This window comes from Rhodococcus triatomae (assembly GCF_014217785.1).
Lineage (GTDB): Bacteria > Actinomycetota > Actinomycetes > Mycobacteriales > Mycobacteriaceae > Rhodococcus_F > Rhodococcus_F triatomae.
Window position 1 is genome coordinate 3718539 of the sequence record NZ_CP048814.1, and the last position, 12840, is coordinate 3731378.

The following is a 12840-nucleotide window of genomic DNA, read 5'->3' on the forward strand; positions in this document are numbered from 1 at the left end:
GGCAATAACGTCGGAATCATGACCATCGGTGATGTGAGAAGAGGGACCGCGATCCGTGCCCGCGGTCTGACCAAGACGTACGGCGCGGGCGACACCGCAGTGCATGCCCTCGCCGGGATCGACGTCGAGTTCCCGACCGGGGCGTTCACGGCCATCATGGGGCCGTCCGGGTCGGGCAAGTCGACCCTGATGCACTGCCTGGCCGGGCTCGATGCCGTCTCCGGAGGCGAGGTCCGCCTCGGCGACACCGAGCTGACCGGCCTCGGTGACCGGGCACTGACCGAGCTGCGCCGTGAACGCATCGGGTTCGTGTTCCAGGCGTTCAATCTGCTTCCCGTCCTCACCGCGCGCGAGAACATGCTGCTGCCGATGCAGCTGGCGGGCAGTGAGCCGGCGGCCGGGTGGATGGCGGAGGTGGTCGGCCGGCTCGGGCTGGCGGATCGTCTCGGTCACCTCCCGCACGAACTGTCCGGAGGACAGCAACAGCGCGTAGCCGTGGCGCGGGCACTGCTACCGCAGCCGGACGTGGTGTTCGCCGACGAGCCCACCGGCAATCTCGACTCGCGCGCGGGCGCGGAGGTGCTCGGGTTGTTGCGGTCGAGTGTCCGTGAGACCGGTCAGACGGTGGTCATGGTGACGCACGATCCGGTGGCCGCGAGCTACGCCGATCGAGTGGTGTTCATCGCGGACGGGCGGCTGGCCGGGGAGATCGACCGGCCCACCACCGATTCGGTGATCGAGCGGATGCGCGCGCTCGGAACCGACGATCTGCTGCGGGCGCGACGATGAAGCGGCTCGCGATCGCCCAGGTACGGGCGCACGCGGGGCGCTATCTGGCATCGGTTCTCGCCGTGGTGATCGCCGTGGCGTTCCTGGTGGCGACGGCGGTCCTCGGAGCGACCAGCCGCGCGAGTGTGACCGAATCCCTTGCGGCACAGTACGCGGCGACGGATGTCGTCGTCGGCGGTGACGACACGGCCGCTCTCGTCGGGGCCGAGGAGGTGGCCGCACTTCCCGGCGTCGCTGCTGTCGCCGAGGACGTCGAGGCGCCGGTGCGTGTCGCCCGGACGGGGGCGGACCGGGCGTACGGGCAGGCCGTGTCGCTGGCGGGCGAGAACGTCCTGCGCTGGCAGCGGCTCGAGTCGGGACGGTTCCCGGCTGCAGCGGGTGAGGTGGCCGTGGGTTCGGGGCACGACATCGCCGTCGGCACCGAGCTGACGGTGCTGCCGGCGAGTGCATCCGCGGCGGACCCCGCGGGCAGCACCGTGCGTGTGGTCGGCGTGGTCGACCTGTCGGGCACCGCCCAGCGACTCGACGGACTCACGGTGTACGCGCCCGTCGACGTGGTCCGTGACTGGTCCGGGGGTGCGGCGGGACACCTGCGGATCGCGGGGGACGGCTCCCGCTCGATTCCGCAGCTCCTGGACGACGTGCGCGCTGCCGTGCCGGACGGGACGACGGTGGCGACCGGCACCGAGGCCGCGGACGCGGCGGCCGGTCGATTCCTCGGCGGGGCGGACCTCCTGCGCAACGTGCTCCTGGCCTTCGGGGCGATCGCGGCAGTGGTGGCGGTACTGGTGATTGCCAACACGTTCGCCGTCCTGCTGGCTGCCCGCACGCGGGAGCTGGCGCTGCTGAGGTGTGTCGGTGCGACCGCGACGCAGGTGCGCCGGTCACTCCGGATCGAGGCGGCGGTCGTCGGTGTCGTGGCCTCGGCTCTCGGTGTGCTGGCCGGTATCGGCCTGGCCTGGGCGGTCACCGTGCTCGCCACCACCCTCGACGCGCCGATTCCGTTGTCCACCCTGAGGGTCGGCGGGGCGACCGTGGCTGCCGGTGTCGCCGTCGGAATCCTCATGACACTGATCGCCGCGTCCGCGCCGGGACGGGCGGCGACCCGGGTGGCGCCACTCGCTGCGCTGCACCCCGCGGAATCGACACCCGAATCCGCACACACCTCGTCGGCTCGGCGGATCGTCGGCGTGCTGGTACTCGTGGCCGGTGTCGGCGCGACGATTCTCGGAGTGAGAGGCGAGAACGTCCTCGTCGCGTGTGCGGGTGGGCTGGCGTCGTTCCTCGGGGTGGTTCTCCTGATCCAGCGGATCGTCCCGGTACTGCTGGGCCGGACCGGAAGCGTGCTCGCGCGGATCGGCGGTCCGGTAGGGGCGCTGGCGGCGGGCAATTCTCGGCGTCACCCACGCCGCACGTCGGCGACCGCCACCGCCCTGCTCATCGGCATCGCGTTGACCAGCACGCTGGTGGTGGGCATCGGCACCGTGAAGGCGGCAGCGCCGTCCGCGCTGGACGAGCAGTTCCCCTTCGACGTCGGTGTGAGCAGTGTCGGGGACGCCGGGTTGCCCGCCGACCTGCCGGAGCATCTCGGCGAGGTCGACGGCGTCGCCGCGGTCGCCGTGCTCGACGCGGCGGAGGTCACCACCGGTGACGGTGCCGTGGTGGCAGCGCGAGGGGTCGAACCGTCGGAACTGGCTCGTGTCGCACGGGTCGACCTGACACTCCCGGAACCCGGTCGGATGGTGCTCGCCGATGCGGACATCGCGGAGCTGGGGACCGCCGACGGTGCCTCGCTGACGGTGCACGGCAGCGCCGGAGAACGCACTCTCGTGGTCGTGCGGGCCGCTGCCGATCAGCCGCCGCTGCTGACGGTCTCCGACCTGCGTGCGCTGGCGGACACGGTGTGGACGGATTCCGCGTGGCTCCGACTCGACGAGTCGTTGCCGGACCGCGAGCAGGGTGCCGCCGTCGACCGGATCGGTGAGCTCGCGCAGGAGCTCGCTCCGGCGAGCGAGGTGACCGGAGTTCTCCGGATGCGCGCCACGATGGAGACGATTCTCGACACGATGCTCCTGGTGGTCGGCGGGCTGCTGTCGGTGGCCGTACTCATCGCGCTGATCGGCGTCGGCAACACCATGGCGCTGTCGGTGGTGGAGCGCCGCCGCGAATCCGGACTGCTCCGGGCCCTGGGCCTCACCCGGGGTGGCCTGCGGGCACTGCTGCTGTGGGAGGCAGTCCTCGTGTCGTCGGTCGCCGCCGTCCTCGGGGTCGGTTTCGGGCTGGTGTTCGGCGTGGCAGGTACCGCGTCGGTGTTCGGTACCGAGCACGTGGCACTCGGGGCGGTGCCGTGGCTGCAGTTGGTGGCCATCGTCCTTGCCGGAGGCGGCTGTGGGCTCGTCGCCTCCCTGCTCCCGGCCGGGAGAGCGGCGCAGACGCCGCCGGTGGCGGCCATCGGCTGACCCGCCTCGGGAAAGGTCACCCGGCGAGTTGCCGGGTGACCTTCTCGGATTCGACCCGGCGGGTCTGGTCGGCAGGATGGGCCACCTGCACCAGTGACGCACCCGCCGCCAGGACGGCCAGCAGATTCGTCACCACCGCTTCCGGGGTGTCCCACGCCGCCGTCGACAGAACCCGGTCCGTCGGCGTCAGTCCCAGGCGCTGCGCCTCGGCAGCGGCGGAGCGCACGACCTCGTCGACCTCCGCCCCGCCGAGCGCGGCACCGGCACCCGCACTGCGGAACTGGTCGCCGTGCACCCGCACGGTGCTCGCGTAGTCGGTGATGCCCACCGGCAGGTCGGCGACGGGTCGCCCGAAGGCGTCGAGCGAGAGCGCGGCGACCTCGCCGACGGCATCGACCTCGTCCAGCCGGTCCGCGGTGACGAGTGCGACCTCCACGCCGCTCAGATCGTCGCCGAGCGCCACTTCCCCTCCGGCCCACCAGATACCGAGGAAGACGGCGGCCGTCTGCCAGTGCGCGGGAAGGAGGACGGCAACGCGGTCACCCGGCTGGACCCCGAGCTCGTCGCGCAGGAGATTGGCGGTCTTCGCGGCCCAGTTGGCGAGAGTCAGCGCCGACAGTTCGACGCGTTCGCCGGTGGCGTCGTCGTAGTAGGTGATCCGGGGGCCCGCCGGGTCGGCGGCGAGGATCGGATCCAACAGGGCGTCGGTGAGGGTCGAGGGCACGGCTACTCGTTTCAGTTGACACACCGGGGGCCGTTGCCCTCGGCGGTGATGGCGGGTCCAGGGGTGACCGGGGTCGGGCTGGTGCCCGGTGCAGATCCGGACGAGTCGGTCCCGTCCCCGGCAGTCCCCGTCGAAGCAGAACCGGTCGAATCGCTCGGCCCGTCGAAGTCGTCCGTGAGGACGACGCGCACCGTGTCCGCAGGCAGCGAGGAGTCCTCGGCGGTGGCGACGTCGCCGAGTGCTGCCGCGACCGCCTCGGCACCGTCGTCGTCCGCGGAGCGGGCGAACACGGTCGTCTCCTCGACGGTGCGGGATCCGTTGTAGTTACCCACCTCGCCTGCCGGATAGCCGAGGGCGGCGAGGGTGTCCGAGACACTGCTCGCAAGCCCGGCGACACCGCCCGCGTTCGCCACGTCGACGGTCACCGTTCCCGGATCGATGTTCGGCACCGCTGTCCGCGGGGCCGACGACTCGTCGCTCTCGTCGCCGTCGCCGTCCTCGACCAGGTCGGCGACGAATTTCTGGACGGCCTTCGGGTCCACGGTCACGACCGATTCGCCGTAGTCGGTGGTGCCGTTGAGATCGCGGACCGGGATGGTGTCGAACTGGACCTGCCCGCCGGTGAGGTTCTGCAACTGGGTGGCGAAATCGATGATGTCCCAGTCGTCGTCGAGCACCACCGAACGCTCGACCGCGCTCATCATCTGGCTCAGCCGGCCCGGGTCACTCAGGGTCTTGGCACTGAGAACCTTCCCGGCCAGCGACGCCATGAACACCTGCTGGCGGACGATGCGGTCGAGATCACCGCGGGGCAGATCGTGTCGCTGGCGCACGAAGCTCAGTGCGTCCGCCCCGTGCAGGGTCTGTTCGCCGGCGGGGAACCGTGCCCCCGAGAGGGGTTCGTCCACCGGCCCGTTCAGGCACACGTCGACGCCGCCCACCGCGTCGGTCAACAGCACGAAGCCGAGAAGTCCCACCTCGGCGTAGTGATCCACCGTGATACCGGTGAGATCGGCCACGGAGCGGATCAGGGCCTGGCGTCCCTTCTCGGTGGACTGGCGTTCGGCGTCGGCGTCCGAGGTGCCGTTCTCGACCAGCTTCTGTCGCTCGGTTTCCTTGGTCGCCCCGTAGGCGGCGTTGATCTTCGACTTCCCCACACCGGGAACGGAGACATAGGAGTCGCGAGGAATGGAGATCGCGGTCGCCGAGCTCCCGTCGTTGGGGACTCGGACGAGCACGATGGTGTCGGTGTTGGACGCCACTTCCTCCCCGGCACGCAGCGAGTCGAGTTCGTCCTGGGTGAGCGGGTTGCCGTGCGCGTCGGTGCGGCTGTCGGTGCCGACCAGGAGGATGTCCACCGCGCCGTCGGCGCCGCCACCCAGGCCCAGGCCGCCCGCCGTGGCCACCGCGCTGCGGAGCGAATCGATGCTGCGCCACGCGAAGCCGGTCACCACCAGAGCGAGGATCGACAGCGCGGCAACCGCCACCCGCAGGCGTCGTCCGGCGAATGCGGGACGGGCAGGGGCTTGCGGTGGCTCGTGTGACACGCAGACCAGGCTACTGGTCCGCGATCGGCACGCCGGGATCCTCCGGCCCGGCGTGCCAGACTGGCGCGGTGACGAAGATATTGGTGACCGGCGCGGCCGGACAGGTCGGCAGCAGGGTCGTCGAACAGGCCCGGAGCCGGGGAATGCAGGTGCGGGGCGTGACCTCGGGTGAGCTGGACATCACGGACGGCACCGCCGTCGCGCAGGTGGTGGAGCCGGGGTGGGTCGTCGTGAACTGTGCGGCATACACGGCGGTCGACGCGGCCGAATCGGACGAGGACGCGGCGGCGGCGGTCAACGAGCTGGGCGCGGCGAACGTGGCACGGGCGTGCGCCCGGGCCGGTGCCCGCCTCGTCCACGTGTCCACCGACTACGTCTTCGCGGGCGACGCCACCGCTCCGTACGAGGTCGATGCGCCGACCGCGCCTGCCACCGTGTACGGCCGGACGAAGCGGTCCGGGGAGATCGCGGTGCACCGTGCCCTGCCGTCCGCTCACGTGGTGCGCACGGCCTGGGTGTACTCGGGCGCCGGGAGCGATTTCGTGGCAACCATGCGCCGGCTCGAGCGGGAGCGCGACACCGTCGACGTCGTGGACGACCAGATCGGCTCTCCGACGTACGCGGGCGACCTGGCGGGCGGACTGCTGGACCTCGCGGCCGACGCCACTGTGACGGTTCCCACTCTGCACCTGACCAACTCCGGGCAGGCCAGCTGGTTCGAACTCGCCCGGGCAGTGTTCGAGGGGGTCGGTGCGGATCCCGAGCGGGTTCGTCCCTGCTCGAGTGCCCAGTTCGTTCGGCCGGCACCGCGTCCCGCCTACTCGGTGCTGTCGTCGCGGTCCTGGGAGACTGCGGGCCTGTCGCCGCTGCGCCCGTGGCGGGAGGGGCTCGCCGAGGCGCTGCGGACCGTCACCGGATGACGCACCGTGAACCGGGAGTGCGGCAACGGCTACGCTTGCCCGCGTGAGTTCGAAGCTGGCCGTGGTGACGGTGACCTACTCGCCCGGTGAGCATCTGGAGCACTTCCTGAACACGCTAACCGCGGCGACCTCGGCGAATCCGCAGGTCGTCATTGCCGACAACGGCTCGACGGACGGTGCTCCCGAAGCTGCGGCCGCCGCTCACGACCACGTGCGCCTGGTGCGCACGGGCGGCAACATCGGCTACGGCGGTGCGGTCAATCGAGCAGTCGCGGAGATCGACGAGGACATCGAGTTCGTCCTCGTCGCGAACCCCGACGTCCGGTGGTCGCCGGGGTCGATCGACGCGCTCCTCGCCGCGGCCGAGCGCTGGCCACGTGCGGGCGCCGTCGGCCCTTTGGTGCGTGAACCGGACGGCAGTGTCTATCCGTCGGCGCGTCAGGTTCCCGGACTGGTCTCCGGTGCCGGACACGCGCTGCTCGGGAAGGTGTGGCCGGCCAATCCGTGGACCACGCGCTACCGGCAGGAGAACGAAACGCTCAGCGAGCGCGCGGTCGGGTGGCTGTCCGGATCGTGCCTGCTGCTGCGCCGCGTCGCATTCGACTCGGTCGACGGATTCGACTCGCGCTACTTCATGTACATGGAGGACGTCGACCTCGGGGACCGGCTCGGCCGTGCCGGATGGCTGAACGTGTTCGCCCCCGGCGCCGAGGTCACCCACGCCAAGGGCCATGCCGCGGGGCGACATCCCGAGCTGATGCTCCCCGCCCACCACGCCAGTGCCTACCGATTCCAGGCCGACCGACATCCACACTGGTGGCAGGCTCCGCTGCGCGGTGCACTCAAGGTGGGCCTGGCGGTGCGCTCGAGGATCGAGGTCGCCGCGGCGGTGCGCGAACGACGCCGGTCCGACACCGGGAGCGCGCAGACCGGGAGCCGACAGACCGGGAGCACCGGTACGAACGGTGCCGGCACGAACGGCACCGACACGAACAGCCCGGACCCGGGCAGGGGGAACTGAGATGGGGATCGAGATGAACACCGATGCGGTCGTGTTGGTCGGCGGCAAGGGAACGCGGCTACGCCCGCTGACGCTGTCGGCTCCGAAGCCGATGTTGCCGACGGCCGGTCAGCCCTTCCTGTCGCACCTGCTCGCCCGGATCGCCGAGTCCGGCATCACGCACGTCGTCCTGAGCACCTCCTTCAAGGCCGAGGTGTTCGAGGAGTACTTCGGTGACGGCTCGAAGCTCGGACTCGAGATCGAGTACGTGTTCGAGGAGGAGCCGCTCGGTACCGGTGGTGGCATCCGCAACGTCCTCCCGAAGCTGCGCGGCGAGAACGTGATGGTGTTCAACGGGGACGTCCTCACCGGGTCGGACCTGTCGGCGCTGCTGGACACGCACACCGAGAAGGAGGCGGACGTCACCCTGCACCTGGTGCGGGTGGGGGACCCGCGGGCCTACGGGTCGGTCCCGACCGACGCCGAAGGACGGGTGACCGCATTCCTCGAGAAGACGCAGGATCCGCCGACCGACCAGATCAACGCCGGCTGCTACGTGTTCCGGCGTGAGGTGATCGAGGAGATCCCGGCGAACCGGGCGGTGTCGGTGGAGCGAGAGGTGTTCCCGGCGCTGCTCGCCCGGGACGCGAGGGTCTACGGCTACGTCGACACCACCTACTGGCGCGACATGGGGACTCCCGAGGACTTCGTCCGCGGGTCCGCGGACCTGGTCCGCGGGATCGCCCCCTCGCCGCTGCTCGAGGGGGAGCGCGGCGAGTCGCTCGTCCACCCGGGCGCGGGAATCGCGCCGGGGGCCTTGCTGATCGGCGGCACCGTGGTGGGCCGGGGCGCGGAGATCGGCGCCGGTGCCCGCCTGGACGGCGCCGTGGTGTTCGAGGGCGCCGTGGTCGAAGCGGGTGCGGTGGTGGAGCGTTCGATTCTCGGTTTCGGCTCGCGGATCGGGCCGCGCGCACTGGTCCGTGATGCGGTGATCGGTGACGGCGCCGACGTCGGCGCTCGCTGTGAGTTGCTCCGCGGTGCGCGGGTCTGGCCGGGTGTGACCTTGCCGGACGGCGGCGTCCGGTTCAGTACCGACGTCTGAGAAGGACGTGCGTGTCCGGCGACCGAAGCAGCCGGGCCCGAGACGAGAGGACGACCATGAGTGAGTACCGCCGCTATGTGGCGTTGGGAGATTCGTTCACCGAGGGCGTCGGCGACGCGGACGCCTCACGTCCCAACGGTCTGCGTGGTTGGGCGGATCGTGTCGCCGAGCAACTCGACTCGCGGACCACGGATTTCCGCTACGCGAACCTCGCCGTTCGAGGCCGGCTGCTCGACCGCATCGTGTCCGAGCAGGTCGACACGGCGGTGGGGCTCGCGCCCGATCTGGTGACGATCTACGCCGGCGGAAACGACATGATGCGGCCGAAGTTCGACGTGGACGCACTGGTGAGTCGGTACGACGACGCGATCGGCGCACTCACGGCGACCGGAGCGACCGTGGTGATGTTCACCGCCTACGACGCGGGCTGGTCTCCGGTGTTCGGCAAACTGCGCGGCCGCAACGCCGTGTACAACGAACTGGTCCGCGAGGTCGCCGACCGGCACGGCGCCCGGATCGTCGACTTCTGGCGATTCGACGAGTACGACGACCTGCGGATGTGGGACTGGGACCGGCTGCACATGTCGCCGCTCGGTCACCGCAACATGGCGACGAGGGTGTTGGACGCTCTGGGCGCCCCACACGACATCGAACCGGTTCACTTGGATGCCCCACCGCAGCAGACGAAGTCGGATGAGCGTCGCGAGAACCTGGTGTGGGCGAAGGACTTTCTGCTGCCGTGGATCGGACGACGGGTGCGCGGCACCTCCTCAGGAGACGGTGTGGCACCGAAACGACCGGAGCTGGCGCCCATTTCCTGAGGGTCGAGCCCGAGAGTCGCCGGGCCGGACAGGGGTCGGGGTCCTACCGGGGGAGGACGTGAAAATCGTTTCCCGGGGCGACGACCGGGGGCCGCGCACGCCATAGCGTCGGTGCCATGACAACTTCGCTGCCCGCTTCCGTCACGTCGGAAGCGTCCGAACGGGGCCCGCGGGTGATCGGTGTCGACATCGCGCGCGCCCTGGCCGTCCTCGGCATGATCGCGGTGCACACCGCGACGGCCCAGCAGATCGGCGACACCGCGTTCTTCCTGCTGAGCGGTCGATCGGCCATCCTGTTCGCACTGCTGGCCGGAGTGTCCCTCGCGCTCACCACGGGGGAGGACGCGCCACTGCGTGGCGGCCCACTGCGGGCGGCGCGGCGCTCGATCGCGGCTCGTGCGCTGGTCCTGCTGGTGGTCGGGATGGCGCTGGTGGAGTTGGGCTCACCGGTCATGGTGATCCTCGCGACCTACGCGGTGCTGTTCTGGCTCGTGCTGCCCGTCCTGCGATGGTCGTGGCAGCGGCTGGCTGTCGCCGCGGCCGTGGGGGCGGTGGCCGGTCCCGCCCTGTCGTGGTGGATCCGCTCGGCAGGCGAGCCGGCCGAGACATTCGGCGAGACGCCGCGTTTCGATCTGTTCACCTCGGGTGAAGGGATCCGGCATCTCGGATCCGTGCTCTTCGTGGACGGGGCCTATCCCGTACTGACGTGGCTTCCGTTCGTGCTGGCGGGACTGGCGATCGGGCGCTGGGGCGTGCGTCGGGACCGTGCGCCACGCACGCTGATCGTCGTCGGATCCGCCCTCGCCGTGGCCGGGTACGGGGGGTCGTGGCTGGCCCTGCACGGGTTCGGCGGCTACGACGTTCTCGTGTCCCACCTCGAGGTGATCGTGCCGGGAGAGGGCGCGCAGATGCTCGACGAGCTCCTGCGTTCCAGCGGATTCGGTACGTTCGGCGTCGATCCGTGGCAGTGGATTCTCACGGCTTCGCCCCACAGTGGAACCCCGTTCGAGGTCGTCGGGTCCGGCGGGGTCGCCATCGCCGTGCTCGGTGTGTGTCTGGCGTCGGTGACGACGCGCGCCGCTCGCGCGGGGTGGCTGTCGCCGCTCGTCGCCCTCGGTGCCATGCCGCTGACGGTGTACGTCGGGCACGTGGTGGCGTTGGCCGTGCTGATCCGGTGGGAGCTGTTCGCGCCGTCGTGGCCGATGGCGCTGGGCTTCCTCGTCGTACCGGTCGTGTTCGCCGTGCTGTGGCGACGGGTCGCGCGGCGGGGCCCGCTGGAATGGCTGTTGCGCCGGGTGGGCATCGTCGCGGCACGGGGCCGGCTCCCGCGAGCCTCCACGAAGGGCGGCGAGACAGCTAGCATCGGGCAGGAGGACTCCCGGCGGTGAGCGATTCCGGGCGAGGAGAGGACGACGATGTCGGAACGTATTCTCGTGTGTGTCAACTACGGCCACAACGGCCCGCGGCTCGTCGAGCGGGCGGTCGAACTGGCGAGATCGGCGGATGCCACGCTGCACGTGCTCGTCTTCGACTCACAGCACGAGGAGTTCGAGAACGATCGCCTGGTCGACATCGCGGTGTTCCGCGACCTGGCGTCCGGAGCCGGGGCGAGCTTCTCGCACATCCGAGGCCGTGCCCACGACATCACCGGAACGGTCAAACGTGCCGCGCTCGAGCTGGGTGCGACCCAGATCGTGATCGGGCAGAGGACCGAGAGCATCTGGTCGACCCTGCTCGGTGGATCGGTGATCGACGCGATGCTCGGTGAGATTCCCTCCGCCGATCTGCACGTGGTCCCCGCGGAACGGTCCGGCGACCCCGAGGACTGGGAGTACGAGACCGGTACCAGAGCGCACCTGCGCCCCCACGAGAACGACACGTTCGTGCTCGACTTCGAGGACGACGACGAGACCGACGACCTGGAAGGGATCTTCTTCAAGGACTTGCAGACGGATTTCGACCACGGGGTGTTCGTGTTCGTGCACGGAGGGCGGGTGCGCGAGGTGTCGGTGGTGGACGGAGTGATCCTCGCGGCGGATCTCGAGGAGTCCAAGGCCGAACTCGCGCCCCGCGAACGCGGTGGCGACAGCTCCTGAGACGAGTCGATCGAATCACTCTCCGGTGTCCCAGCCTCCTCCGAATTCGAACAGTGCCAGGGCCGTCCAGAGCCCGACCCCCACGACCGCTGCACTGACGCAGTACCCGGCACCCGCACGCCGCGCTCACCCGACTCCTCGTCGGTCAGTGCGGTGCGACGGCGCGGAGCGGCCCCGCGACCCAGGTGTCGACCTCGCGTGGCGAGCGCAGCCGCACGACGTGCAGTGACTCCGGTGGATCGGCCGCGAGGTCGCGCACCCGGCGGGCCGACGTGCCGTGGGTGCGCCACGCGAACCGGACGATGTGGTCCGGCTCGACGAAGATGGTGCGCAGCGGCGGCTCGATGTTGCCGTTCCACAGCCGCTCCCGTCTGATTCGTCGGCGCAGTGTGCGTGCCGTGACCCGTCGCATCACGGTGGTGCGGGGCAGATCGAGCCAGACGAGCAGGTCTGCCCTCTCGGCGAGAAGCGGCCGGACCGCCCCGTACTGCCATTCGGTGACCCATTCCGGTCCGGTGGAGAACGCCTCCACATCGGCCGCGAACTCGGGGCGGGGCGTCCAGCCGGGCCCGTGATGGAGGGCGTCGAGTTCGATGCGGGGGAGGTCGAGAAGTGCAGCGATCCGTGCGCAGAGCGTCGTCTTCCCGGCGCCGGAGTTGCCCGCCACCAGAACCCGGGCCGGCGTCGCCGGGAGAGGGTCGTGGGCGGTGAGCATCCGCGACCGGTCGGAGGAAGGCACCCGGTGACGATAGACGATGTGCCCTGGCCAGGCACTCGGATTCGGGGGTAGTGGGTGCCGTCAGTGTTCGTGCGGGCTACGGGCGAACATCCATGGCTCGTGCGCGAGCGAGTTCCACGAGGCGGTCGATCGTCTCGGTCTCGGCGCCCGGCGGCAGATCGTCGACCGGAAACCAGCGCAGATCGGTGGATTCCACGCTGCGGACGATGTGTGCGTTCGGCCGCGCGATCGCCAGGAACTGGACGTCGAGATGACGGGTGGGAAGGCCGAGCGAGCACGTGATCGCATGAGTGTGCAGCGAGAGGGGTTCCGGATCGAGAACGAGGTCGGGGATGCCCGACTCCTCGGTGGCCTCGCGGTGCGCCGCCTCCTGCACCGTCTCGTCGTCCTCCTCGCAGTGCCCGCCCAGCTGTATCCATCGGCCCACCCGGGGATGGAGGGTGAGGAGGACATGACAGCGGCCTTCGTCGAGCACGAGCGAGGATGCGGTGACGTGCCCCGGTGCGTGCTCACGCAGGCATCCACGCGGCGCCGCGCCCAGGAATGCCAGCATCGTCTGACGCAGGGACTCGTGGTGGGTGTCGGGGGCGGTCCAGTTCTCGAGAGTTCCGACGGCGGAACGGTGGAGGGTTTCGGCAGTCAT

General features: G+C 70.5%; 12 protein-coding genes. 8 read left to right on the forward strand and 4 right to left on the reverse strand.

From position 1 onward, the window contains the following. Nucleotides 1-18 precede the first annotated feature (18 nt). Together G4H71_RS17710 and G4H71_RS17715 are read left to right on the forward strand one after the other, a co-directional pair. On the forward strand, nt 19-789 hold the full coding sequence (locus tag G4H71_RS17710; protein WP_072736532.1) for an ABC transporter ATP-binding protein: 771 nt from the start codon (nt 19-21) through the stop codon (nt 787-789). Further along, nucleotides 786-3248 carry an FtsX-like permease family protein gene (locus G4H71_RS17715; protein ID WP_072736531.1) on the forward strand — a complete coding sequence of 821 codons (2463 nt, stop codon included), beginning with the start codon at nt 786-788 and terminating at the stop codon, nt 3246-3248. Before G4H71_RS17710 ends, G4H71_RS17715 begins: the two co-directional genes overlap by 4 nt. A 16-nt stretch (nt 3249-3264) precedes the next feature. On the opposite strand, the gene G4H71_RS17720 is transcribed toward G4H71_RS17715, so the two are convergent. Continuing rightward, nucleotides 3265-3972, reverse strand: a complete 708-nt coding sequence (locus G4H71_RS17720) for a TIGR03089 family protein (protein ID WP_072736530.1) — start codon at nt 3970-3972, stop codon at nt 3265-3267. An 11-nt stretch (nt 3973-3983) separates the two neighbouring features. After that, a complete protein-coding gene (locus G4H71_RS17725; protein WP_083342940.1) occupies nt 3984-5519 on the reverse strand; it encodes an LCP family protein in 1536 nt (511 codons plus the stop codon). 68 nt (nt 5520-5587) lie between these two features. On the opposite strand from G4H71_RS17725, the gene rfbD reads away from it, so the two are divergent. From rfbD to G4H71_RS17755, 6 genes are all read left to right on the forward strand, one after another. Beyond that, entirely contained in the window at nt 5588-6439 is an 852-nt protein-coding gene (gene rfbD / locus G4H71_RS17730) for a dTDP-4-dehydrorhamnose reductase (RefSeq protein WP_072736529.1), read from the forward strand. 43 nt (nt 6440-6482) lie between these two features. Beyond that, complete coding sequence (locus G4H71_RS17735) at nt 6483-7460, forward strand: glycosyltransferase family 2 protein (protein WP_083342939.1); 978 nt, start codon at nt 6483-6485, stop codon at nt 7458-7460. Nucleotide 7461: 1 nt separating this feature from the next. Beyond that, a complete protein-coding gene (gene manB / locus G4H71_RS17740; protein ID WP_072736528.1) occupies nt 7462-8541 on the forward strand; it encodes a mannose-1-phosphate guanylyltransferase ManB in 1080 nt (359 codons plus the stop codon). A gap of 56 nt (nt 8542-8597) precedes the next feature. Continuing rightward, a complete protein-coding gene (locus tag G4H71_RS17745) occupies nt 8598-9362 on the forward strand; it encodes an SGNH/GDSL hydrolase family protein (RefSeq protein WP_072736527.1) in 765 nt (254 codons plus the stop codon). 116 nt (nt 9363-9478) lie between these two features. Next, nucleotides 9479-10750, forward strand: a complete 1272-nt coding sequence (locus tag G4H71_RS17750) for a DUF418 domain-containing protein (RefSeq protein ID WP_083342938.1) — start codon at nt 9479-9481, stop codon at nt 10748-10750. 27 nt (nt 10751-10777) lie between these two features. Continuing rightward, nucleotides 10778-11458, forward strand: coding sequence for a universal stress protein (locus G4H71_RS17755; RefSeq protein ID WP_072736525.1), 681 nt, complete (start codon nt 10778-10780; stop codon nt 11456-11458). A gap of 145 nt (nt 11459-11603) precedes the next feature. Here the strand turns inward: G4H71_RS17755 and G4H71_RS17760 are convergent, their stop codons facing one another. Then, a complete protein-coding gene (locus tag G4H71_RS17760) occupies nt 11604-12173 on the reverse strand; it encodes a P-loop NTPase family protein (protein ID WP_072736524.1) in 570 nt (189 codons plus the stop codon). Between the two features lie 100 nt (nt 12174-12273). Continuing rightward, nucleotides 12274-12840: an NUDIX hydrolase gene (locus G4H71_RS17765; RefSeq protein ID WP_072736523.1), complete on the reverse strand. Its 567-nt coding sequence runs from the start codon at nt 12838-12840 to the stop codon at nt 12274-12276.

Excerpts from the sequence above, each read along its gene's own strand:
- G4H71_RS17710 (WP_072736532.1), top strand. The coding sequence starts at position 19 with ATGACCATCGGTGATGTGAGAAGAGGGACCGCGATCCGTGCCCGCGGT.
- G4H71_RS17715 (WP_072736531.1), top strand. The coding sequence starts at position 786 with ATGAAGCGGCTCGCGATCGCCCAGGTACGGGCGCACGCGGGGCGCTAT.
- manB (WP_072736528.1), top strand. The coding sequence starts at position 7,462 with ATGGGGATCGAGATGAACACCGATGCGGTCGTGTTGGTCGGCGGCAAG.
- G4H71_RS17745 (WP_072736527.1), top strand. The coding sequence starts at position 8,598 with ATGAGTGAGTACCGCCGCTATGTGGCGTTGGGAGATTCGTTCACCGAG.
- G4H71_RS17750 (WP_083342938.1), top strand. The coding sequence starts at position 9,479 with ATGACAACTTCGCTGCCCGCTTCCGTCACGTCGGAAGCGTCCGAACGG.
- G4H71_RS17755 (WP_072736525.1), top strand. The coding sequence starts at position 10,778 with ATGTCGGAACGTATTCTCGTGTGTGTCAACTACGGCCACAACGGCCCG.
- G4H71_RS17760 (WP_072736524.1), bottom strand. The coding sequence starts at position 12,173 with ATGCTCACCGCCCACGACCCTCTCCCGGCGACGCCGGCCCGGGTTCTG.
- G4H71_RS17765 (WP_072736523.1), bottom strand. The coding sequence starts at position 12,840 with ATGACTGCCGAAACCCTCCACCGTTCCGCCGTCGGAACTCTCGAGAAC.